At 65.2% G+C, this 22780-nt stretch carries 21 protein-coding genes; 15 read left to right on the plus strand and 6 right to left on the minus strand.

All coding sequences use genetic code 11. From position 1 onward, the window contains the following. Positions 1–45: 45 nt before the first annotated feature. Positions 46–2940, plus strand: coding sequence for a translation initiation factor IF-2 (gene infB, locus ACQCSV_RS07815; RefSeq protein ID WP_426939445.1), 2895 nt, complete (start codon positions 46–48; stop codon positions 2938–2940). A gap of 249 nt (positions 2941–3189) precedes the next feature. Continuing rightward, positions 3190–3699, plus strand: coding sequence for a 30S ribosome-binding factor RbfA (gene rbfA, locus ACQCSV_RS07820; protein WP_354159194.1), 510 nt, complete (start codon positions 3190–3192; stop codon positions 3697–3699). 82 nt (positions 3700–3781) lie between these two features. Here rbfA and ACQCSV_RS07825 read toward each other — a convergent pair whose 3' ends face one another. Next, a complete protein-coding gene (locus ACQCSV_RS07825; protein ID WP_354183739.1) occupies positions 3782–4015 on the minus strand; it encodes a hypothetical protein in 234 nt (77 codons plus the stop codon). A gap of 208 nt (positions 4016–4223) precedes the next feature. Between ACQCSV_RS07825 and ACQCSV_RS07830 the strand changes: the two genes are divergently transcribed. Then, on the plus strand, positions 4224–4709 hold the full coding sequence (locus ACQCSV_RS07830; RefSeq protein ID WP_354159190.1) for a nucleoside deaminase: 486 nt from the start codon (positions 4224–4226) through the stop codon (positions 4707–4709). Between the two features lie 11 nt (positions 4710–4720). Here ACQCSV_RS07830 and ACQCSV_RS07835 read toward each other — a convergent pair whose 3' ends face one another. Further along, complete coding sequence (locus tag ACQCSV_RS07835; protein WP_354159188.1) at positions 4721–5887, minus strand: pyridoxal phosphate-dependent aminotransferase; 1167 nt, start codon at positions 5885–5887, stop codon at positions 4721–4723. 104 nt (positions 5888–5991) lie between these two features. Between ACQCSV_RS07835 and truB the strand changes: the two genes are divergently transcribed. From truB to ACQCSV_RS07885, 10 genes are all read left to right on the plus strand, one after another. Next, positions 5992–6945, plus strand: coding sequence for a tRNA pseudouridine(55) synthase TruB (truB, locus tag ACQCSV_RS07840; protein ID WP_426939446.1), 954 nt, complete (start codon positions 5992–5994; stop codon positions 6943–6945). 2 nt (positions 6946–6947) lie between these two features. After that, entirely contained in the window at positions 6948–7301 is a 354-nt protein-coding gene (locus ACQCSV_RS07845; RefSeq protein ID WP_185263109.1) for a hypothetical protein, read from the plus strand. A 1-nt stretch (position 7302) separates the two neighbouring features. Continuing rightward, positions 7303–7770 (plus strand): hypothetical protein, encoded by a 468-nt coding sequence (locus ACQCSV_RS07850; protein WP_426939447.1) that lies wholly within the window; start codon positions 7303–7305, stop codon positions 7768–7770. 187 nt (positions 7771–7957) lie between these two features. Continuing rightward, positions 7958–8941 (plus strand): bifunctional riboflavin kinase/FAD synthetase, encoded by a 984-nt coding sequence (locus ACQCSV_RS07855; protein WP_354156075.1) that lies wholly within the window; start codon positions 7958–7960, stop codon positions 8939–8941. Positions 8942–8981: 40 nt separating this feature from the next. Then, positions 8982–9836: a tryptophan 2,3-dioxygenase gene (gene kynA, locus ACQCSV_RS07860; protein ID WP_354156076.1), complete on the plus strand. Its 855-nt coding sequence runs from the start codon at positions 8982–8984 to the stop codon at positions 9834–9836. 8 nt (positions 9837–9844) lie between these two features. Beyond that, complete coding sequence (kynU, locus tag ACQCSV_RS07865; protein WP_426939542.1) at positions 9845–11092, plus strand: kynureninase; 1248 nt, start codon at positions 9845–9847, stop codon at positions 11090–11092. 242 nt (positions 11093–11334) lie between these two features. Continuing rightward, positions 11335–11604, plus strand: coding sequence for a 30S ribosomal protein S15 (gene rpsO, locus ACQCSV_RS07870; RefSeq protein WP_104063120.1), 270 nt, complete (start codon positions 11335–11337; stop codon positions 11602–11604). Between the two features lie 248 nt (positions 11605–11852). Beyond that, entirely contained in the window at positions 11853–14105 is a 2253-nt protein-coding gene (locus ACQCSV_RS07875; protein ID WP_354156097.1) for a polyribonucleotide nucleotidyltransferase, read from the plus strand. A 124-nt stretch (positions 14106–14229) separates the two neighbouring features. After that, positions 14230–15573, plus strand: a complete 1344-nt coding sequence (locus ACQCSV_RS07880) for a pitrilysin family protein (protein WP_354156078.1) — start codon at positions 14230–14232, stop codon at positions 15571–15573. 31 nt (positions 15574–15604) lie between these two features. Continuing rightward, positions 15605–16066, plus strand: a complete 462-nt coding sequence (locus ACQCSV_RS07885; RefSeq protein WP_426939448.1) for a DUF1579 family protein — start codon at positions 15605–15607, stop codon at positions 16064–16066. Between the two features lie 70 nt (positions 16067–16136). On the opposite strand, the gene ACQCSV_RS07890 is transcribed toward ACQCSV_RS07885, so the two are convergent. Then, entirely contained in the window at positions 16137–16418 is a 282-nt protein-coding gene (locus ACQCSV_RS07890) for a hypothetical protein (RefSeq protein WP_354156080.1), read from the minus strand. A 207-nt stretch (positions 16419–16625) separates the two neighbouring features. On the opposite strand from ACQCSV_RS07890, the gene ACQCSV_RS07895 reads away from it, so the two are divergent. Continuing rightward, entirely contained in the window at positions 16626–17765 is a 1140-nt protein-coding gene (locus ACQCSV_RS07895; protein ID WP_354156081.1) for a helix-turn-helix transcriptional regulator, read from the plus strand. A 13-nt stretch (positions 17766–17778) separates the two neighbouring features. Here the strand turns inward: ACQCSV_RS07895 and ACQCSV_RS07900 are convergent, their stop codons facing one another. The 3 genes from ACQCSV_RS07900 to moaA all read right to left on the minus strand — a co-directional run bounded on the left by ACQCSV_RS07900 (position 17779) and on the right by moaA (position 20986). Then, positions 17779–19317 (minus strand): DUF222 domain-containing protein, encoded by a 1539-nt coding sequence (locus ACQCSV_RS07900; protein WP_426939449.1) that lies wholly within the window; start codon positions 19315–19317, stop codon positions 17779–17781. 216 nt (positions 19318–19533) lie between these two features. Next, entirely contained in the window at positions 19534–19800 is a 267-nt protein-coding gene (locus ACQCSV_RS07905) for a MoaD/ThiS family protein (RefSeq protein ID WP_160669617.1), read from the minus strand. Between the two features lie 4 nt (positions 19801–19804). Then, positions 19805–20986, minus strand: coding sequence for a GTP 3',8-cyclase MoaA (gene moaA / locus ACQCSV_RS07910; RefSeq protein ID WP_426939450.1), 1182 nt, complete (start codon positions 20984–20986; stop codon positions 19805–19807). A gap of 132 nt (positions 20987–21118) precedes the next feature. Here moaA and ACQCSV_RS07915 point away from each other — a divergent pair, with 132 nt between their 5' ends. Continuing rightward, a complete protein-coding gene (locus tag ACQCSV_RS07915; protein ID WP_426939451.1) occupies positions 21119–22777 on the plus strand; it encodes a molybdopterin-dependent oxidoreductase in 1659 nt (552 codons plus the stop codon). Positions 22778–22780 lie beyond the last annotated feature (3 nt).

Raw genomic sequence — 22780 nt, forward strand, 5'->3', positions numbered from 1 at the left:
TAGACGGTTCGTGCCTGGCTCGGTGCGGACCGAGACAGGAGAAATGTGGCCAAGGTCCGCGTACATGAGCTTGCTAAAGAGCTCGGTATTACTTCCAAAGATGCAGTAACCAAACTGCAGGAACTGGGCGAATTCGTTCGCTCTGCCTCTTCAACCATTGAGGCCCCGGTGGTGCGGAAGCTCCGCAACGCCTACCCCGACGCAGCTGCTAAGACCGCAGCTCCGGCAGCCGCGCCCAAGGCGCCTGCCCCGTCGGCCGACGCACGACCCGTAGCACCTGCTCCGGGCCCCGCAGCTCCCTCAGCCCCCGCAGCACCAGCTGCTGCGGCTCCGGCTGCACCCGCTCCCGTTTCTGCGGCCCCGTCAGCTCCGGCTGCTCCGGCTGCAAGTGCACCGTCCACCGGCGCCAAGCCCGGTGCCCGTCCGGCACCGAAGGCTGAAGCCCCGGCCGCGCCGACCCGCTCCGGCGGATCAGCGCAGGGTGGTTCGCAGGGCGGCTCCGCACCGCGTCCCGGCGGTCCCCGTCCGGGCAACAACCCGTTCGCCACGTCCCAGGGCATGCCCCGCGGCCGCGGTGGCGACGGCGAGCGTGCTCCCCGTCCGGGTAACAACCCGTTCGCTCCTTCGCAGGGCATGCCCCGCGCGGGTGGCCGTCCGGACGGCGACCGTCCGGGTGGTCCGCGCCCCGCAGCCGGTGCCGGCGGCCCCCGTCCGGGTGGTCCGCGTCCCGCAGCCGGTGCAGGTGGCCCCCGTCCGGCTGCTGGCTCGGGTGGACCCCGCCCGGGTGCACCCCGTCCCGCGGGTGCCGGCGGAAACCGGCCCACGCCGGGGATGATGCCCAACCGCACCGAGCGTCCCGCACCTGCTGGTGCAGGACGTCCCGGTGGCGGCGCACGCGGTCCCGGACGTCCAGGTGGCGCTCCGGGTACCGGTGGAGCTCCGGGTGCCGGTGGCGGCGCTCCGGCCGGCGGCGGTTTCGGCAAGGGTGGCCGCGGTCGCGGTGGCACCCAGGGTGCCTTCGGTAAGGGCGGCGCAGGCCGTGGCAAGCAGCGCAAGTCGAAGCGTGCCAAGCGCCAGGAACTCGAACAGATGAGTGCTCCGTCGCTGGGTGGCGTGAGCGTACCCCGCGGCGACGGCAACACCGTAGTCCGGCTTCGCCGTGGCTCGTCCATCACGGACTTCGCAGACAAGATCGAGGCAAACCCCGCAGCACTGGTGACGGTCCTCTTCCACCTCGGTGAAATGGCCACGGCCACGCAGTCGCTGGATGAAGAGACCTTCGCGCTGCTCGGCGAGGAGCTTGGCTACAAGCTCCAGGTTGTGTCGCCGGAGGACGAAGAGCGCGAGCTGCTCTCCGGCTTCGACATCGACTTCGAAGCCGAGCTCGAAGCCGAAGGCGACGACGACCTCGAGGCACGTCCTCCAGTGGTCACCGTCATGGGCCACGTTGACCATGGTAAAACCCGTCTGCTCGATGCCATCCGCAAGTCCGACGTTATGGCGGGCGAGCACGGCGGCATCACGCAGCACATCGGTGCTTACCAGGTCACGCACACCCACGAAGACATCGATCGTAAGATCACCTTCATCGATACTCCGGGCCACGAGGCGTTCACCGCCATGCGTGCCCGTGGTGCGAAGGTCACCGACATCGCCATCCTGGTGGTCGCAGCGGACGACGGCGTAATGCCGCAGACCGTTGAGGCTCTCAACCACGCGCAGGCAGCAAATGTGCCGATCGTGGTGGCTGTGAACAAGATCGATAAGGAAGGCGCCAACCCGGAGAAGGTCCGCGGCCAGCTGACCGAGTACGGTCTGGTTCCCGAAGAATACGGTGGCGACACCATGTTCGTGGAGGTCTCTGCCCGCCAGGACCTCAACATTGACGAGCTGCTCGAGGCTGTCCTGCTCACCGCGGACGCTGCCCTGGACATGCGCGCCAACCCGAACAAGGACGCCCGCGGTATCGCGATCGAAGCCAACCTGGACAAGGGCCGCGGTTCCGTGGCAACCGTCCTGGTGCAGTCCGGCACCTTGCGTGTCGGTGACACGATCGTGGCCGGTACGGCCCACGGCCGCGTCCGCGCCATGTTCGACGACGACGGCAGTGTCCTGACCGAGGCCGGCCCGTCCCGCCCCGTGCAGGTGCTGGGTCTGTCCAACGTGCCGCGCGCCGGCGACACCTTCTTTGTGACCGCTGACGAGCGCACCGCCCGCCAGATCGCCGAGAAGCGTGAAGCAGCCGACCGCAACGCCGCCCTAGCCAAGCGCCGCAAGCGCATCAGCCTGGAAGACTTCGATCAGGCCGTGGCCGACGGCAAGATCGACACCCTCAACCTCATCCTCAAGGGTGACGTGTCCGGTGCCGTGGAAGCCCTCGAAGACGCACTGCTCAAGATCGACGTCGGCGAAGGCGTGCAGCTGCGCGTCATCCACCGCGGCGTTGGTGCTATCACGCAGAACGACGTCAACCTGGCAACGGTCGACAGCGCTGTTATCATCGGCTTCAACGTCAAGCCTGCCGAGCGGGTTGCCGAACTGGCAGAGCGCGAAGGCGTGGACATGCGCTTCTACTCCGTCATCTACGCAGCAATTGATGACATCGAGATGGCCCTCAAGGGCATGCTCAAGCCGGAGTACGAAGAGGTCCAGCTGGGCACCGCCGAGGTCCGCGAAGTCTTCCGCTCTTCCAAGTTCGGAAACATCGCCGGTTCCATCGTTCGCTCGGGCATCATCCGACGCAACACGAAGGCCCGCATCAGCCGCGACGGCAAGACCATCGGTGACAACCTCACCGTTGAGACGCTCAAGCGCTTCAAGGACGACGCCACTGAGGTCCGCACGGACTTCGAGTGTGGTATTGGCCTTGGTTCGTTCAACGACATCACCGAGGGCGACATCATCGAGACCTTCGAGATGCGCGAAAAGCCGCGCGTCTAGGTTGTCTTAGCGTTACAGGTGCGGGGCCGTTGGGTTTTCCCGGCGGCCCCGCCCGTACGCTGGGCGGCATGGGATCTGCGATCCCTTGCCGCCCAGCTTCGGCAGGCCCGATGCCACTCCCAGGCCGCCGGAAAAACCCAACGCGGGTCCGTCGTGAACTCGCCGTTAGTGCGTGGCAATGAATCCAAGATGAGTGCGACAGTCGCCCAAGTGGCCGCCGTCGTACATCCAAAATTTTTAGGAGTGGAAATGGCTGATCCCGCACGGGCTGCCAAATTGGCGCAGCGGATTAAGGTTGTTGTTGCTGAGGCTTTGGGCCGGAAGGTTAAGGATCCTCGGCTGGAGGGCATCACTGTTACCGATGCCCGGGTGACCAATGATCTGCAGCATGCCACGATCTACTACACCGTTTTCGGCGACCAGGCGATCCAGGCTGATGCTGCCAAGGGCCTCGAGAAGGCCAAGGGTGTGCTCCGCCAGGAGGTGGGGCGCAACGTGACTGTCCGCCTGACGCCGACGCTGGAATTCGTCGCGGACCAGATCCCGGTGGTTGCCTCGAACCTGGAGGAACTGCTCCGGGCCGCCAAGAAGCGCGACGCCGAGGTGGCTGCCCTGGCCGAAAACGCCAAGCACGCCGGCGACGCCGATCCGTACAAGAGCGACGTTCCCGCCGATGTGGAGATCGACGAGGACGACTTCGACGAAGAGGACATTGACCTCACCGACGACGAAGATCTCGACGAAGACGCCAATAAGTAACTGACACCAGGCGATGGCCCGGACCCGCAACTGAACTGCGGTCCGGGCCTTCTTTTGTCTGCCGGACCGGAACCGGCAGGATCTACCTGATGTAGGCCTTCAGCACGGTTCCAGTCGGTTGCCCGAAGCTGAAGCCGGCCGTGGCGTACATGGGTTTCCCTCTCAGTTCGACGGCCGCAGGACCGTCCACAGCCAGGAACTGTGAAGCCTCACGGGTCCAGGCATCGATCTTCACAATCTCGTTGCCGAACAGCGAGGCCGCGTAGACATCCCCGCTGTCGGACACTGCGATGCCGGTGGGGCTCAAAGGAGTCATCAGCCCTTCGGCCAGGATCTTCGGCTCTGGCGATGAGTAGCTTTCGCCACCCCACGGACGGGGCTGGGCAATGAGACCAAAGTGGATATGGAATTAACAGCCCCCGGGCGCCAGGCTAGTCCTCCGGGCGGACGGCGTCGACGGAAATTTCCCTTTGTGAGCCCCCTATTTTGAACCGGAAATCCTGGGTCATGGCTAGGATCTAGTTATGACGCAGGCGAGCGAGAACCACGAGGCCACCCGCTACCTGGAACAGGCCATTGAGCTGGCTGTCCGGAACGTCTCCGACGGCGGCGGCCCGTTTGGTGCGCTGGTGGTGACCCCGGATGGCCGGGTCCATGAAGGCATCAACCGGGTCACCCGGGACAACGACCCCACCGCGCATGCAGAAGTGGTGGCAATCCGCGCTGCCGCGAGCGCAGTCGCCACATTCGACCTGACGGGCGCCGTGCTCTACACCAGCTGCGAGCCGTGCCCGCTCTGCCTGTCCGCCGCTTTGTGGGCCCGGATCGATCGAGTTTATTTTGCGGCCGACCGCCATGGTGCAGCCGCTGCCGGTTTCGACGACGCCGTGTTCTACGAGTATTTCAACGGCACACGTCCGGAACTGCTGCCGGTCGCCCAAGCCGCCATTCCGACGTCGGACGCTCCATTTCTTGCCTGGCGCCGCAATACGAAACGCAAAGACTACTGACCAGGGCGGGGTCAGGAGTCCTGGCGATCCGGCAGCCTGCCGACGCCATTGACCAGATCCTCGCGGGCACCACACAGCGCGATCCGTACCCAGCCTTCGCCAATCGAGCCAAACGCGGTTCCCGGCGCGAACGCGACGCCGGAATCGGAGAGGAACCGTCGGGTCCAGCTCCGGACATCCCCGTCGCTGACATGGGAGACGTCGGCCCAAAGATAGAAGGCTCCCTGGGCGCTTAGGTACGGGATTCTTTTGGCGTCCAGCACGGCTGAGGCAGCGTCCCGGTTGGCCCGGTAGTGGTCATGGGCGTGACGGACGTAATCCTGCGGACCTGTCAGCGCCGCCAGCGCCGCATACTGCGACGGGGAGGCAACGCAGGAGACAATCGCCTCCATCACGTTGTTCATCTTCTGTTCCAGCCCCGGCGGACAGACCAGGGCACCGATCCTCAGCCCGGTCAGGCCGTACGTCTTGGAGAGAGTCAGTGACGTGAATACCCGCGCTTCGCCGGGGACGTCGCTGTCGAAGCGGGCCGGGCTGACGTGGGGGACGTCGTAGGTGAAGGCCTCGTAGCATTCGTCGGAAATGATCCAAAGATCATACTTGCGGGCAAGGTCCACCAGCTGGCGGGTCAGGTCCCCGCCGAGGACGGCGCCCAGCGGGTTGGACGGGGAGTTCAGGATGAGCACCCGGGTCCGGTCCGTGATGAGCGACTCAATGTCATGGATCCGCGGCTGGAAGTCATGCTCGGGATACAGCGGGTAACCCACGGGGACGGTATTCAGGAGCCGGCTGGTCATGGCGAATGTGGGGTAGCCGGGGTTGGGGATCAGGATCTCGTCTCCGGGGGAGAGCAGGAGGCTCATGGCGAAGTGCAGGCCCTGCTGCGCGCCGTCCACCACGTAGACACGCTCCGCTCCGAGGCTGGTATCGAGTCCGGCTCGTTCGCGGAACCTGGCGGCGAATGCTTCACGGAGGGCCGGGATGCCGGCGTTGGGCGTGTAGTTGGTCTCGTCCCGGTCGAGGCACGCCATGCCGGATTCCAGGATGTGGCGGGGGAGCGCGAAGCCCGGTTCGCCGATGCTCAAGACGATGGCCCCGGGGGTATGCCAGGCGGCCTCGGTGATTTCCCGGATCTGGTTGACGGGGACGTCGCGCGCGTGCGCCGCAATCTCAGGCATGGATGCCATCCTAGCCGCCGGAGTTGGGGGCTGGAGTTGGGTGCAGGGCTTGTGGGCAGGGCTTGTGGGCAGGGGTGGTGGTCAGCGCCGATATACTAGGAAGCGTGCTTTCTGGACTGGTGATAGTGGACAAACCGCAGGGATGGACCAGCCATGATGTGGTTGGTCGGATGCGGCGTCTCGCCGGAACCCGGAAAGTGGGGCATGCCGGCACCCTCGATCCCATGGCTACCGGCGTCCTGGTGGTCGGCATCAACAAGGCCACCCGGCTCCTGACCTACATCGTGGGCACGTCCAAGACGTACACGGCAACCATCAGGCTGGGCCAGTCCACCATCACGGACGACGCCGAAGGTGACGTGATTGCCGCCGCCAGTGCAGCCGCCGTCGCCGACGAAGCAATCCACGACGGCGTCGCCGCCCTCACGGGTCAAATCCAGCAGGTGCCCAGCAGCGTCAGCGCTATCAAGGTCAACGGTGAACGTGCCTACGCCCGGGTCCGCTCGGGTGAAGAGGTAAAGCTCGCGGCGCGCCCGGTCACTATCCACCGCTTCGAAGTTCACAGCATCAACCGGGAATCCGGCGGCGGCGTTGTGGACATTGATGTCACTGTGGAATGCTCTTCCGGCACTTACATCCGGGCCCTCGCCCGCGACCTCGGCGACGGGCTGGGAGTGGGCGGCCACTTGACCGCCCTCCGCCGGACCAACGTTGGCCCGTACTCTCTGGGCCAGGCCCGGACGCTGGAACAGCTGGCCGAGGAGCTTAATGTCCTGGAAATGTCCCAGGCTGCCCGGGCGCTGATGCCCAACCGTGAACTCACGGCAGAGGAGACCACCGAAATTTCCTTCGGACGCCGGATCGCAGCCGGAGCAGAAGCGGGCGATCCCGCGGCCGCCACCACTGACCACCCAGCGGCGGCGTTCGCGCCCGACGGCACCCTCGTGGCGCTTCTGGCAGACTCCGGAAACTTTGCCAAGCCAGTACTGGTGTTCGCGCCGGGCAATGGTGCAACCGGAAACGCAGCACCCGAAGATGTTGCCGGCGGAGATGCCTAGGCATGGACGCCTACTTCTATATCATCCTGGTGGTCGGCCTGCTCTCCAGCGGGATCTGCCTCGGTGCCGGCATCCTCAAAAAGGCCCCCAACGATTTCACCATCCTCTCTGTTGCTGCCGTCGAGCTGGCACTGCTGGTTTACCTGGTGGGCTCGATTGTGAGGGTTATCGCGGGCGAACCGATTGCCGGCGAAGCCTGGGAGTTCTGGGGATACCTGGCCACTGCGATGCTCCTGCCGCCGGCGGCCGTGTACTGGTCCATCCTGGAACGGACCCGCTGGAGCAACTTCGTCCTCGCCGCCGTCGGTGTCACGGCCTTGGTGATGGCCGCCCGCATGAACCAGATCTGGTACTGAAATGGAAGAAGCACGCAACGTGAAAGCACCTCGTTCGGAAGCATCCCGTGCCAAGGCAGACGCCAAGGCCGGCAAGGACACCCGGAACACCGGCCCCGGACGTCTGCTTATCGCCGTCTATGCAGTGTTTGCCATTTCGGCTACCGCACGCGCCGGCTACCAGATCCTGACCAAGTTCTCCGAGGCTCCGTTTGCATACCTGCTGTCGGCCTTCGCGGCGCTGGTCTACGTGGTGGCAACCGTGTCCCTGGCCAAGCCCGGCCGCACTTGGTTCAGGATCTCCCTGGCCGCCGTCCTGGTGGAACTTGTCGGTGTGCTGGTGGTGGGGGCGTTGAGTGTCGTCGATTCGGTGGCGTTCCCGCATGAGACCGTCTGGTCCCTTTTTGGCCGGGGGTACGCGTTCATTCCGCTGCTGCTGCCGATCCTTGGACTGGTGTGGCTTTACCGGCGCCGGCCGGGCCGGCAGTAATCCCGCACCAGCGCTGCACCGCACCAGCGATCGGCGGCTACCGGTAAGCCTTCGGGTACGTCCGCGAGTGCCGGCCCGTTGGCCTGGCGGCGTGCGGAAGCCATCTTGAATGCGGGTAATCTTAGAGAGTTCCGGCGCCGGTGCGTTCGGAGAGATGTCAGTTTTTAGGCAGTAAAAGGCGAGGGTGATGGTCTACATCTGGAACGATCCGGCCGAGGTCCCGGCGGACTTTGGTCCCTCCGTTGTCACTTTTGGCAACTTCGACGGCGTGCATCGCGGGCATCAGCAGGTGCTCTCGGAGCTTATCCGCTCGGCGCGGCTCAACAAGACCAAAGCCGTTGCTGTCACCTTTGACCCGCACCCGGCCCTGATACACCGCCCGGAGTCCGCGCCCGAAATGATCATGGGCCTGCAGGACAAACTCGTGGCATTGGGGGAGCTGGGCCTGGATGCCATTTTGGTGATGAAGTACTCGCTGAACCTGGCCAGCCTCACCCCTGAGGAATTTGTCAGCCAGGTCCTGGTGGACAGCCTGCACGCCAGCCATGTGGTGATCGGTCACGATTCCCGGTTCGGCCGCGGCAACTCCGGTGACCTTGACACCATGAAGCAGTTGGGCGAAAAGTTCGACTTCGACGTCCAGGTCATCAGTGAGTTCGGTTCGGAAGGTTACCCGCTGCATAACGACGGCGGCACGGACCGCCGTTGTTCCTCCACCTGGGTGCGCGAAGCATTGGCGGAGGGTGACGTCGCCACCGCAGCCGCGGTGCTGGGACGACCACACCGGATGCGCGGCGAGGTCGTCCACGGTGCCGCTCGCGGCCGTGTGCTCGGGTTCCCCACTGCCAACCTTGCCCACCAGGCCAGCGGGTTCATCCCAGCCGACGGAATCTACGCCGGCTGGCTGGTGGACCAGGCCGGCACGCGCTGGCCGGCGGCCATCTCGGTGGGGTCCAATCCCACGTTCGACGGCGTCAGCCGCCAGGTCGAAGCCCATGTGATCGACCGTCCGCACGAGGCCGTGGAGGACTTCGATCTGTACGGCCAGACAGTAGTGGTCGAATTTGTGGCGCGGCTCCGCGGCATGGTGGCATACCGTGGGCCGGAGGCGCTTGTTGACCAGATGCGTCTGGATGTTATTCAGGCCCACGATCTCCTGGTGCGGCGCTGACCGGGTCCCACCCGCAACGAACAGCCAGAGAGGCAGCACCGTGGCCGTCGAGAAGAACACCCGCAAACTGGACAAAGGCATTGTCCGCGATTTCAGTTCCCGGATGAGCTACGCGTCCTATCTTCAGCTGCCTACCCTGCTCAGTGCACAGCAGCCGGTCAGCACACCCGAGCACCACGACGAGCTGCTGTTCATCATCCAGCACCAGACCACCGAGCTGTGGCTGAAGCTGGTCCTGCATGAGCTCCGCAGCGCTGCGGCCTGGCTGCGAGCAGATAATCTCGGCTCCGCGCTTAAGGGCATCGCCCGGGTCAAGCACATTCAGAAAACCCTGACGGAGCAGTGGTCCGTGCTGGCCACGCTGACGCCCACGGAGTACTCCCAGTTCCGCGGTTTCCTGGGCAACTCCTCCGGCTTCCAGTCCAGCCAATACCGGGCCGTCGAGTTTGTCCTCGGCAACAAGAACCGCAAAATGCTGCCGGTGTTCGAATCGGACCCGGAAGCGCACGCCATGCTGGAGGAGCTGCTGAACGCGCCCAGCATCTACGACGAGTTCCTGGCCTACCTGGCCCGGCAGGGTTTCGACGTGCCGCAGTCCATCCTGGAGCGGGACGTCACCCGCGCCCACGAGTTCTGCCCCGACCTGTTACCGCTGTTCAAGCACATCTACGAAAACGCCGCCGCTAACTGGGGCGCCTACGAGGCCTGCGAGGAACTGGTGGACCTGGAAGATAATTTCCAGCTCTGGCGGTTCCGGCACCTCCGCACTGTCCAGCGGACCATCGGGATGAAAACAGGAACCGGGGGATCAAGCGGCGCCGCCTTCCTGCAGAAGGCCCTTGAGCTCACCTTCTTCCCTGAATTGTTTGCGGTACGGACGGAGATCGGCCAATGAGCAACCCGATGGACGCGAAGATGGAAAATCACGACGCCGCCACCCTCCTAGAGCAGGCAGTGCGACTGGACGCCGCTGACCCGTTGGCACGCTACCGCGGCCTCTTCATCGGGACGGACACGGACCTTTCCTACCTCGACGGCAATTCCCTGGGCCGGCCGCTGAAGAGGACCCCGCGGGACATCAGCACCTTTATCGAGGAAGGCTGGGGCGGCAGGCTCATTCGTGGGTGGGACGAGGAATGGCTGGACCTGCCAGAGGCCATCGGCGATCAACTGGGCCGCGCTGTCCTCGGCGCAGCCGAAGGCCAGACCGTCATCGCCGACTCCACCACGGTGGTGCTCTACAAACTGATCCGTGCTGCGCTGGCCATCGTTGTTGACGCGGCCCGCACCGAGATCGTCCTGGACACGGACAATTTTCCCACGGACCGCTACCTGGTCGAGGGCATCGCCCGCGAGGAAGGCCTGACCCTGCGCTGGATCGAAGCCGATCCAGCGTCCGGGGTCACCGTTGAACAGGTGCGGAACGCAACCGGCCCGGCCACCGCCGTCGTACTTTTAAGCCACGTGGCGTACCGCTCCGGCTTCCTGGCCGACCTTCCGGGTATTACGGAAGCTGCGCACAGCGCGGGGGCATTGGTGGTCTGGGATCTGTGCCATTCCGCCGGCTCGGTGGAGCTGGACCTGGACGGGGCGGATGTGGATTTTGCTGCGGGCTGCACCTACAAGTACCTCAACGGGGGACCGGGCTCGCCGGCGTTTGCCTACGTCAACCGCCGGCACCTGCCCGGACTCCAGCAGCCGATCTGGGGCTGGATGGGACGCAAGGACGCGTTCGAGATGGCAGCGGGCTACGAGGCGGCGCCCGGCATCCGCAGTTTCCTGAGCGGCACGCCGGCCATCTTCGGAATGCTGGCCATGCGCGGGACCCTTGACCTCATCGAAGAGGCCGGCATGGCTGCCATCCGGGAGAAGTCGCTGAAACTCACCGCCTACGCCGTGCAGCTGTATGAGGCCTGGCTGGCGCCGACGGGCGTGGAGCTGGCATCGCCGCGCGATCCGGAGCTTCGCGGGAGCCACATCACCTTGGACCATCCGGCGTTCCGGAACGTGACGGCTGCGCTGTGGGAACAGGACGTCATTCCGGACTTCCGCGCACCACACGGGATCCGCGTGGGGCTTTCGCCCCTGAGCACCAGCTTCGCTGAACTGTTCCGGGGGATGGCTGCCATTCGGGATCAGCTGCACCGCTGAGCTGCTGCCTGTGGCTGACGGTTTTTGGGGACGGCATTTGGTGACGGTGCTTGGCGACGGCGCGGGCTGTTTCGACAAGATTGCGGCGGGGCCGGTAAACTAAGGGTTGGTTCCGGCTGCAGTCCGTGGCGGCTGGTTCCTGTCATGTGTGGAAAGCCCCTGGTTTCCGGGGAATTTGCGCACGGGCAGACCCGGCAGTGAAGTACTGAATCGGGCCTCACGGCACATCTCTAGGAGTTATTGTGGCACTTGAAGCCGCTGTAAAGCAGTCCATCATCCAGGATTTCGCAACGTCCGAGGGCGACACCGGTTCACCGGAGGTCCAGGTTGCAGTCCTGACTCAGCGGATCAAGGATCTGACTGAGCACATGAAGGTGCACAAGCACGATTACCACACCCAGCGCGGTCTGCTGGCCATGGTTGGTCGTCGCAAGCGTATGCTCACCTACCTCAAGAACACTGACATCACCCGCTACCGTGCGCTCATCGAGCGTCTCGGCCTGCGCCGCTAGTCAGCTTTAAGGGGCGGCCCCTTCCGCGACGGAAAGGGCCGCCTTCTTCAGAACAAAATTAAACAGGAGGATCAACCGCATCACGCATTCGCGGTCCTCGGTAGTGATCCCCGGGAACGGCTTCGAAGAATGAAGCCCTCGGCCCGTGGGTCTCGATCGATGACCGGGTGCAGTGCAGGCCAGTAGACAGATGCTGGACTGGGTTGATGCGGCTGGACTCCGTGAAACAAGAAACGGAGGTGACTCTCTTGGAGGGTCCCGAAATCCAGTTCTCAGAAGCAGTCATTGACAATGGCCGCTTTGGCAAGCGTGTAATCCGCTTTGAAACCGGCCGTCTTGCCAAGCAGGCAGCCGGCGCAGCCATGGTGTACATCGACGAAGACACCGCACTGCTGTCCGCCACCACCGCGGGCAAGCACCCGCGTGAAGGCTTCGACTTCTTCCCGCTGACGGTTGACGTTGAAGAGCGTATGTACGCCGCCGGCCGTATCCCGGGTTCGTTCTTCCGCCGCGAAGGCCGCCCGTCCACCGAGGCCATCCTCGCCTGCCGCCTCATGGACCGCCCGCTGCGTCCGGCCTTCGTCAAGGGCCTGCGCAACGAGGTCCAGATCGTGGTGACCGTCCTGGCCATCAACCCTGACGAGCTCTACGACGTGGTGGCCATCAACGCCTCCTCCATGTCCACCCAGCTCTCCGGCCTGCCGTTCTCCGGCCCGATCGGCGGCGTCCGCGTTGCCCTTGTCGCTGACGAGCACGGTTCGCAGTGGGTTGCCTTCCCCAAGCACTCCCAGCTCGAGAACTCCGTGTTCAACATGGTTGTAGCCGGCCGTGTTGCCGGTGACGACGTCGCCATCATGATGGTCGAAGCCGAAGCTACCGACAACTCCTGGAACCTCATCAAGGAACAGGGCGCCACCGCTCCCACCGAAGAGGTTGTCTCCGAGGGTCTCGAGGCTGCCAAGCCGTTCATCAAGGCTCTCTGCGAGGCGCAGGCTGACCTGGCCGCACGCGCGGCCAAGCCCACTGTTGAGTTCCCGGTCTTCCTGGACTACCAGGATGACGTCTATGCCGCTGTTGAGTCCGCTGCCGCCGAGAAGCTGGCCGCTGTCTTCCAGATCGCTGACAAGCAGGAACGCGATACTGCAACGGATTCACTCAAGGACGAAGTCACGTCTTCCCTGGCCGGCCAGTTCGAAGGCCGCGACAAGGAGCTGTCGGCAGCATTCCGCTCGGTCACCAAGCACGTTGTGCGCCAGCGCATCCTCACGGACCAGATCCGCATTGACGGACGTGGCCTGACGGACATCCGCCAGCTCACCGCCGAGGTTGAAGTTCTGCCCCGCGTGCACGGCTCGGCAATCTTCGAGCGCGGCGAAACCCAGATCATGGGTGTCACCACGCTGAACATGCTCAAGATGGAACAGCAGATTGATTCGCTGTCGCCCGTCACGCGCAAGCGCTATATGCACAACTACAACTTCCCGCCGTACTCCACCGGTGAGACCGGCCGCGTGGGCTCACCCAAGCGCCGCGAAATCGGCCACGGCGCCCTCGCAGAGCGCGCCATCATGCCGGTGCTTCCGTCCCGCGAGGAATTCCCCTACGCGATCCGTCAGGTGTCTGAGGCTCTCAGCTCCAACGGTTCGACGTCGATGGGTTCCGTCTGCGCCTCGACGCTGTCCCTGCTCAACGCAGGTGTGCCGCTGAAGGCAGCCGTTGCTGGTATCGCCATGGGCCTGGTCTCCGACCAGGTTGACGGCCAGACCCGCTACGCAGCCCTGACCGATATCCTCGGCGCCGAAGATGCTTTCGGCGACATGGACTTCAAGGTTGCCGGTACCGCCGAATTCGTGACGGCCATCCAGCTGGACACGAAGCTCGACGGCATCCCCGCTTCCGTGCTGGCAGCAGCACTGAAGCAGGCCCGCGAAGCCCGTCTTCACATCCTGGACGTCCTGAACTCCGCGATCGACACTCCGGATGAACTCTCCGAGTTCGCGCCGCGCGTCATCGCGGTCAAGATCCCGGTTGACAAGATCGGCGAGGTCATTGGGCCCAAGGGCAAGATGATCAACCAGATCCAGGAAGACACCGGCGCGGACATCTCCATCGAAGACGACGGCACGGTCTACATTGGCGCCACGAACGGTCCGTCTGCTGACGCAGCACGATCCGCGATCAACGCCATTGCCAACCCGCAGATCCCCGAAATAGGCGAGCGCTACCTGGGTACGGTCGTTAAGACCACCACCTTCGGTGCCTTCATTTCGCTGACCCCGGGCAAGGACGGCCTGCTGCACATCTCCGAGCTGCGCAAGCTGGCCAACGGCAAGCGCGTGGACAACGTTGATGATGTGGTTTCCGTCGGCCAGAAGATCCAGGTGGAAATCACCAAGATCGATGACCGTGGCAAGCTGTCGCTGTCCCCCGTAGTGGCTGAAGAAGAAGGCGTCGAGCTCGTTGACGCTTCCGCCGCAGAGGGCGCTGCCGAAGCGGAGTAGTCCACTGACGCGGAGTAACATCCTCCGTCACTCAGCATGAATCGGCGGGGCCGGTGGATGATCCACCGGCCCCGCCGCTGTTACGATGGCAGCCAGATCCGGTTGCCTCTCCTGAAAGGCTTCAATGACTGTTGTACCCCTGCCGCTTGAGCAGAACCAGCCCGGCGACACCCTGGTCCACGGCTCCGACGGCGGCTCCGTTGTCCGGCGTTCGGTGCTGCCGGGCGGCGTGCGGGTACTCACCGAAGCGATGCCGGGCCAGCGTTCGGCGACCATCGGTTTCTGGGTGGGCGTCGGGTCACGCGATGAAGCCCCGGGCCAGCACGGCTCCACACACTTCCTGGAGCACCTCCTGTTCAAGGGGACCAAACGCCGCACTGCCCTGGAGATCGCCTCGGCCTTTGACGAGGTGGGCGGGGAGTCCAACGCAGCCACGGCCAAGGAGAGCACGTGCTATTTCGCGCGGGTGCTGGACACGGACCTGCCCATGGCCATCGACGTCATTGCCGACATGATCACCGGCGCCGTCCTGGATCCGGCCGAGATGGAGCAGGAGCGCGACGTCATCCTGGAGGAAATCGCCATGGACAGCGATGACCCCACGGACGTGGCGCATGAAAACTTTGTGGCTGCCGTCCTGGGCACCCACCCACTCGGCCGCCCCATCGGCGGCACGCCCGCCGCGATCCGCGCCGTCGCCCGTGACTCCGTCTGGGAGCACTACCGCCGTTACTACCGCCCGGATGAGCTGGTCATCACCGCCGCCGGGGGCCTGGAGCACGACGTCGTCTGCAGCCTTGTGGTGGACGCCCTCCACACTGCCGGGTGGTCACTTCAGCCGGACGCCGCCCCGGTGGATCGCCGCTCCACCGCGCGTGCGGACATCACCGGCACCGCCGGGCTGCATGTGGTCAAGCGTGCGGTAGAGCAGGCTAACATCATCATGGGCTGCCCCACGATTGTGGCCACCGATGAACGCCGTTACGTCATGAGCGTCCTCAACGCCGTCCTGGGCGGCGGGATGTCCTCGCGGCTGTTCCAGGAGATCCGCGAAAAGCGTGGCCTGGTGTACTCCACGTACTCCTTTGCCTCCTCCTACGCGGATGCCGGCTACTTCGGGATGTACGCAGGGTGCACTCCGTCCAAGGTCCGCCAGGTGCTGGACCTGCTGGGGCTGGAGCTGGACAAGCTTGCAGAAGGCGGGATCTCCGACGATGAACTGCGCAAGGCCGAGGGCCAGCTGTGCGGCGGAATTGTCCTGGCACTGGAGGATACTGGTTCCCGTATGTCCCGCCTGGGCCGCGCTGAACTGGTGTCCGGTGAATACCAGGACATCGACGAGACCCTGCGGCAGATCAAAGCTGTCACCGCGCAGGAGGTCCAGGACCTGGCCAGGGAACTCGCAGATGCGCCGCGGACTGTCACCGTGGTGGGCCCGTTCGAGGAAACCGAAACCTTCGGTCTCTGACCGGCAGGCGTACGCCAGCCATAATGAACCTATGAACCTTCCGCAGCCGGGCACGGTGCACGCCGTGCTGGAGAACTTTCTGGGCCATTGGCGCGGCACCACCCGGCTGGACGCGTCGGCCTGGGGGCCCAAGCGCACGGGCTCGGCGGAAATCAGTTACACCAGGGCAGCAGGGGGCTACGCCGTCGTGCAAAGTTACAGACACACCGAAGCTGATGGCACGCACTTTGAAGGCCACGGCGTTTTTACTGTCGACCGCGACCACAATGACATCCTCTGGTACCACGTGGACAGCATGGGCCAGCCGCCAGGAGTCCCGGCCCGCTGCACGTGGGTGGAGGGTGTGCTGCGAGTCGAGCGCCACAGTGACAGGGGGACTGCCCGCCATACTTTCCGCGTGGACAACGACGTGCTGATCCACACCGCCGAGTTGCGCCTCGGCGACGGCCAGGACTTTGTCCCGTTCATGACCTCCGAGTGCCGCCGCGTCTGACCCCTTCCCGCTGTGCGTTCCACCTGCCCCCGCGCGAACGGACGTTTGCGGCCCTGCAGAATTCCGACAGTCAGCCGGCTGATTCCAGAATCCTTGTCCGCGGAGCGCCGTTCAACGCTGGCGCTGCGGACGACGAATTCCACACCTTACTTTTCAGGTTCGCCAGCAATTGCTCAGCCTGGCCGCGTTCGTTGAAATCGAGTTCCACCACCACGTAGTGGGAATCATCCACAGGCTGGGAAATCCGGTGGCCGACAACTCCGGAGGCCGCGCGGTCCACCGGATCCCGGTCGAAGGCCGCTTTCCACATGCCAAAGTCCTTGATGCCATGTTCTATTTGCAGTGTGTACATTGCTGCTTCTCCTTAGTTGATCGCGTTAGTTGGCGGCACTTGTTGACTCCGTGCTCCCACCCTTAGCTCCGCCGCCAGGAGAGCCTCACGGTTCCGCCGCGATACCTACCGTCACGGTAACTGTTGGCCGCTGCCGCCGGTATCCCAGAAATCTGGGCCCCCTGGGACGGAAGCGCCGGCGCCGGCCGCAGAGCGCATACTGGGGGAATGACCACTGGCAGGCCCTGGAACCGGAGCCTTGAACGGATCCGGCTGATCGGCGATTCCGCCCCGGATCACCACTCATTGCGCACCGCTGTGATTGCTGAGCTGGGCCGCGTGCTTCCGTTCAGTGCCTTCGTCTGGCCGATTTCAGATCCGCTGACCGCGACGGGCATCTCGCCCATTGCCCGGATTCCGTGCCCGGACGATCTGCCGTTGCTGATTCGGCTCAAGTACCTGACGCTGGCAGGTCGGTGGACGCGGTTGGCGATCAATCCGTCGCCGGCGACGACGCTGCTGCTAGAAACGGCCGGCAATCCATCACGGAGCCTGGTGTGGGAGGGACTGATGAAGCGCTACGGAGTGACCGATGTCCTGTTCGCAGTGCTGGCGGACAAACACGGCTGCTGGGGTTGGCTTGACCTCTGGCGAACGGCGCAGGACGGTCCCTTTACTGCCGAGGAAGTGGGATACATCGCCGCCATGACACGTGAGGTGATGCCCGCCCTGCGCCGTTCAATAGCCCGGCAGTTTCTGATGGAGGCACCCGGCGGGCGCGACCCCGCAGGACAGGAGGTGGTCCGTGCGGGGGCGCCAGCCATCGACGGAGGTCCGAGGCCGGACTTGCCTCAGCAGGCTGTGCTGACTCTGGATGCGGAGATGGCCGTGGTGGGTAGAACGGCTTCGGTGGAGGAGTGGCTGGGGCTGCTTCAGCCTGGCCCACGTCCCTTTCAACGCGTACCGGCTGAGGTTCTCAACGTTGCTGCCCAGTTGCTGGCGCGTGAGGCCGGCGTGGATGGTCATCCTGCGTCCGCCCGTGTGCACATAGGGTGGGGCCAGTGGGCCCTGCTCCAGGCCAGCCGGATTGACTCCACCGACACAGCGGCCATTCCGCCATTGGCCGTGACCATCCAGGCATGCCCTCCGGAAGCGAGGCTTGATATGTTCGCCCGGAGCTTCGGGCTGACAACGCGGCAGCGGGAATTGTTTGATCTTGCAGCCAGCGGCGCCGACACCAACGCCATGGCGGCTGCCTTGGGGATTGGGGCCTACACCGTCCAGGATCAGTTCAAGCAGATTTTCGATACGTGCGGCGTCCATAGCCGCGCGACGTTGTTGGCCTTGGCGATGGGAACGGCCCAGTAAACTGGACGGGCCTTCAACTCTGTGGCGGTGGCATGCTTTTGTCCAGGTCGAGTTCCGGATGCACGTCCAAGACCGAACCGGGGCTGATGCCGGTGCCGGTGCCGGCCAAGGGGATGTTTGCTGGCCAGTGGGGTGGTTCCCAGTCGGGGTGGTCGCTGGCATAGTGTCGGCCGGACGGTGATATCCAGCCGGGTGGTTCGTTCTTGGTGGCCGTGGTGGGCGTCCAGGCTGTGGTGTGGCGGAGTCTGTGATGGCGGCGGCACGGCTGGCCGAGATTCGAGATCCCGGTGGTGCCTCCGTGGGCCCAAGCGAGGAGGTGGTCGGCTTCGTTGTCGAGGGAGTGGTTGCTGCAGCCGGGGAACGGGCATTTGCCGTCGCGGAGCCTGAGCCATTGGCGTTGGGCTTTGGTGAGCCGGTAGCTGCTCCGCCCGATCTCCAAGGGTGCACCGTCACGCGGGTCGATCAGGACGCGGTGGAAGGACTCCGCTCCGTCCGTGACGAGCCGGCGGGCCATCGACGGCGGAATCGGCCCGTATCCGTCGAGGATGGCCGGTTCATCCGTGAGGCCCAGCAGCGAGAACACCGGGACGGTAATGAGGACCTGTGCCCGCGGCGACGGAACACCGTCGACCGCTGCCATGCCACCGGTCTGTTCGCGGCTAGTGCCGCCGACACGGCCCGTTTCGGGCTTACCGCCGGACATTGCGGTCGCGCCATCGGTTCCGGCGCCGGCGATGTTGTTGGTCAGGAGCCAGGTCGCGACGGTGTCTGCGCGGAGCTGGCTGAGGGTCCGGCCCTCATGAGGTCCTTGGAGGGATCTCGCTGCGGTGGTGGTGCGGTCCCAGATTCCGGCCGCCTGATCGGCGGGGAGATAGGCGGAGAGCCAGGCCATCCCGTCCCGGTCCGGGGCGTACTCCACCCGCCGGTCCTGGACACCGCGTAGGTGGCGTTGTTCGATGCTGACCGGGTGGTGGCGTTCCCGCCACGTCCGGGCCTTGTGCCGGAACCTTCCGGGGATGAGCTCACCGGCGAAGCCACGTGCCGGATTCGCGACGTCCGGGTCCAGGAAATGCGCTTCGAGCGCTTGTGCACCGGCAGGGTCCAGGTTCACGGTTTCGTCGACCATGATCCGGGCGTGCTGCCAGGAGATCGTCCCGGCCTGCAATGCGGACAGGGTCAGCGGCAGGGCCGTTGTGAGTTGGTGCGCTTCGGCGAGCAGGGCACTGGCGGCGCGTTCGCTGACCGTCAGAGCACACGCGACCTCAGCGACCACGGCCATCTCCTGCCCGGTATGGTCCTGCGGCGACTCAGCAGGGCCCGCCAAAGCCTCGGCCGAGCCGGCATATACGGCGGCCGCATGGGCCTTCAAAGCAGCCAACTTCGCCTCCCCGCAGGCCACAGCAGCCAACGTCTGCAGGGCAGTCTCGGCGCGCCGACGCAGTGGATCATCACACAAACCCGAGGCTTCAGCAGCTTCACGGAGCACCACCGCCAGCTCAGCGAAAGACACCGAAAGGGCCTCCGCCGTCGCCACAGCTGCTCTGCTATCCATACTCAAATGATCCCCGGAGGGTATGACAATAACGCCGAGGCTGAAAAGCTATGTGCATAACTCCGCGGCCACGGTCTTGATGGCAGCTATCGCGACTACGAGCCCGGGCCTTTCGGCGCGACGGACACTTACTCGCCTCAGATCCTGTGGCTCAGCTGTCCGCCGGGTCTGCGATCCGGGGCCTCAACTGTCCGTTCGCGCTGTCTGAAGGGTGTCCTACCCGCCGGCGAAGGGCGGCAGTACGTCAACCACATCGCCCGGATTTAACACAGTCGTGCGGTCCCGCACAGCGACCTCGTTGAGCAGGAAGCTGCTCCGGGACAGGATTCGTTGCAGGGGAGGAGTGCCAGCAGGTGGCTCGGCGCGGTCCACAGCCAGGACTGCCTGCAGCAAGCCGGCCACCGTAGTCCCGGACGCGAGATCAAAGGACTCCTCGTCCACACCCGCGGCAGCGCGTGCGGCAGCGAAGTAACGTACGTTCAAGAATTCAGCCTCCGATGGCGCTCATGCTGCGGTCCGGCTGGACAAAGTCCGGCGCGCCAAGACCTGTGTGGTCCATGCCGTGGGCCTTTGGCTTAACCCACATGGCGTCCTGCCAGCGTTCGGCCAGGGCTTCGTCGCTGGCGCCCTCCCGCAGCAGACCCAAAAGATCAAACTCCTCACGGGAGAACAGGCAGCTCATGATCTTGCCCTCGGCGGTGATCCGCGTGCGACGGCAGTCGGCGCAGAACGGCTCCGTGACGGACGCGATGATCCCCACGGTGCCGAGCACCGCGCCTTCGGCTTCGGGCGCCGGCTCGACGGCCTCCAGCACCGCTGCCTCCGCCCCCCGCGCAGGACCAGCCGGCCCCGCAGACCCGGCCACCCGGCGTCGTACTTCAAAGCGTTCTGCGGGGGCTCCATCGCGGGCGCGGGGATCGGGACTCAACACGAAGTCGCGCGAGAGCAGGGAACGGATCTCGGCCGCCGTGATCATGTTCCGCCGGGTCCAGCCGTGGTCCGCATCAAGGGGCATCTGCTCGATGAAGCGTAGTTCGTAGCCGCGGTCCAGCGCCCACGCGAGCAGGGACGGCGACTCGGTGTCGTTGATGCCCCGCATCAGCACGGCGTTGAGTTTGACGGGGCCCAGCCCGGCCGCCCAGGCGGCATCGACGCCGGCCAGGACACGGTCCAGGAACGGGCGCCGGGTCAGCTTGGTGAAGGTCTCTTCGTGCAGCGAATCGAGCGAGACATTGATGCGGGTCAGGCCCGCGGCCTTCAGCGCGCCCGCCTTTTTATCCAGGCCCACGCCGTTGGTGGTCATGGAGATCGGCAGCTCCGGATGATTGCTGCGCAGTGCCGCAATGATGTCAATCAGGTCCGCCCTGACCAGAGGCTCCCCGCCCGTCAGGCGCAGTTCACGGACACCCAGCAGGTCCACGCCGATGCGGACAATCCGCACAATCTCCTCAGCCGACATCACAGCCTGTTTGGACAGCCACTCAAGCCCTTCGGCCGGCATGCAGTAGGTGCAGCGCAGATTGCACTTGTCCGTTAGCGACAGCCTCATGTCGGTGGCCCGGCGGCCGTACTGGTCCAGCAGCCCGGGCGGCGTGCCGGCCGGCCGGGCAGGCGGCAGGCCCGGCCCGGCATCTTCTCGGGGTTGCGGCATGCCTAGCTGAACACTCATGAAATCAGGCTACGGCAAGTTTGGCCGCGGCATGGCGCCGATGCTGCAGGATGATCTTACGGAAGTCGTACAGAACTCCCGAAGCAGGCCAAGTCCGGCTCTGCCGGGTTCCGGCGAACCTATGCTGGAGAGGTGAACAGCTCCCAGCCCCTGCAGGATTCGGCCGACGACGGCGCAACCTCTCCGGGGCGCTCGGGAACCGACGGTGCCGCTCACGGCAGCCGCCGCTGGGCCGCCGCGTCGGGAGCTGTGGCCGCCGGCGCCGCCGTCGTCATAGGGGAGCTGCTGGCAGGTCTGTTCAGTCCCTCCCTCTCGCCCCTGACGGCAGTCGGCGGGGCCATGATCGATGCCGTTCCGCCGGGTGTGAAGGACTGGGCCATCTCGCTGTTCGGCACCGCCGACAAAGCGGTGTTCGTGGGCGGGATGCTGCTGGTTATCGTAGCCGTCGGGTCGTTGGCCGGGATCCTGGAACAGCGCAGGCGGTTTGCCGGTGCAGCGGTGATTGCTGTTTTTGGGCTCGTCGGGCTTAGCACGGTCCTCACCCGCGCCCAGATGACCCCGGCCGCGGCCGTAGTGCCACTGGCCGCAGCCCTGGCCGGTGCGCTCCTGCTGGGATGGCTGATCCGACGCCTCCACGAAGGACCCCCGGCAGGCGCCGCGGGGACAGCAGCCGGGACAGGTGCCGCGAACGCGCAAGTTCCCGCGGAGACAGCAACAACCGCCGGGCGGCGCACGTTCCTGCAGGTCTTGGCTGCGAGCGCCGGGGCCACCGCCGTAGGCGGGGTTGTCGCCGCCGTGTGGCGAGGCGCAGCCTCAGGCATCAGTACTGCCCGCGAAATGCTGCTACTGCCTGCCGCAGTCTCTGGAGCGCCCGCCATCCCGGCCGGCGCCGAGGTAGGACTGGACGGGATGGAGCCGCTGGTCACCCCGAACCGGGAATTCTACCGGATCGACACCGCCCTGATTGTCCCTTCCCTTGACCCCGAATCCTGGGTACTCCGCGTCACGGGAATGGTGGAACAGGAGATTGAGCTGAACCTGGCTGATCTGCTGTCCAAGCCCCTGATCGAACGTCATGTGACCATCGCCTGTGTGTCCAACGAAGTGGGCGGGGACCTGATCGGCAATGCACGCTGGCTTGGCTGGCCGGTGCGGGAACTCCTGGCCGTTGCCCGGCCGCAATCCGGTGCCGATATGGTCCTGTCCCGAAGCTCCGACGGCTGGACTGCGGGCACCCCGCTGGAGGTCCTCACCGGCGATCGCGACGCCCTGCTCGCGGTGGGGATGAACGGCGAACCGTTGCCGTTGGAACACGGCTTTCCGGTCCGGATGATCGTGCCTGGCCTCTACGGCTACGTTTCCGCCACAAAATGGCTCACCGAACTCCGTGTCACCAGGTTCGCTGACGACGTCGGCTATTGGACTCCGCGCGGCTGGTCCGACCGTGGCCCCATCAAAACGTCCTCACGGATCGACGTGCCCCGCGCCGGCCGGCGGGTGGGTGCTGGAACGGTCATGTTTGGCGGCGTGGCCTGGGCCCAGCACACCGGGATCGGCAGAGTGGAACTCCGCGTCAACCGCGGTCCGTGGCAGGAGGCCCGCCTCGCACCCGGGATTTCGCTGGACACCTGGTACCAGTGGCAGGCTGGCATCGAGCTGACTCCGGGCCAGTACGAGGTCCAGGTCCGAGCAACGGACCTCAACGGCGAGCCGCAGGTCCAGGAACGCCGGCCGGTTGCTCCCGACGGGGCCACCGGCTTCCACACTATTAGAGTTGATGTGAATCCATGACCG

Source organism: Pseudarthrobacter sp. S3, from assembly GCF_050156905.1.
Taxonomy (GTDB): Bacteria; Actinomycetota; Actinomycetes; order Actinomycetales; family Micrococcaceae; genus Arthrobacter.

Coding starts and splice junctions, on each gene's coding strand:
- ACQCSV_RS07890 (WP_354156080.1), bottom strand. CDS start 16,418: ATGTACACACTGCAAATAGAACATGGCATCAAGGACTTTGGCATGTGG.
- ACQCSV_RS07835 (WP_354159188.1), bottom strand. CDS start 5,887: ATGCCTGAGATTGCGGCGCACGCGCGCGACGTCCCCGTCAACCAGATC.
- kynU (WP_426939542.1), top strand. CDS start 9,845: ATGGACGCGAAGATGGAAAATCACGACGCCGCCACCCTCCTAGAGCAG.
- ACQCSV_RS07885 (WP_426939448.1), top strand. CDS start 15,605: ATGAACCTTCCGCAGCCGGGCACGGTGCACGCCGTGCTGGAGAACTTT.
- moaA (WP_426939450.1), bottom strand. CDS start 20,986: ATGAGTGTTCAGCTAGGCATGCCGCAACCCCGAGAAGATGCCGGGCCG.
- rbfA (WP_354159194.1), top strand. CDS start 3,190: ATGGCTGATCCCGCACGGGCTGCCAAATTGGCGCAGCGGATTAAGGTT.
- ACQCSV_RS07895 (WP_354156081.1), top strand. CDS start 16,626: ATGACCACTGGCAGGCCCTGGAACCGGAGCCTTGAACGGATCCGGCTG.
- ACQCSV_RS07900 (WP_426939449.1), bottom strand. CDS start 19,317: ATGGATAGCAGAGCAGCTGTGGCGACGGCGGAGGCCCTTTCGGTGTCT.
- ACQCSV_RS07880 (WP_354156078.1), top strand. CDS start 14,230: ATGACTGTTGTACCCCTGCCGCTTGAGCAGAACCAGCCCGGCGACACC.
- ACQCSV_RS07855 (WP_354156075.1), top strand. CDS start 7,958: ATGGTCTACATCTGGAACGATCCGGCCGAGGTCCCGGCGGACTTTGGT.
- ACQCSV_RS07830 (WP_354159190.1), top strand. CDS start 4,224: ATGACGCAGGCGAGCGAGAACCACGAGGCCACCCGCTACCTGGAACAG.
- ACQCSV_RS07850 (WP_426939447.1), top strand. CDS start 7,303: ATGGAAGAAGCACGCAACGTGAAAGCACCTCGTTCGGAAGCATCCCGT.
- ACQCSV_RS07825 (WP_354183739.1), bottom strand. CDS start 4,015: ATGACTCCTTTGAGCCCCACCGGCATCGCAGTGTCCGACAGCGGGGAT.
- ACQCSV_RS07845 (WP_185263109.1), top strand. CDS start 6,948: ATGGACGCCTACTTCTATATCATCCTGGTGGTCGGCCTGCTCTCCAGC.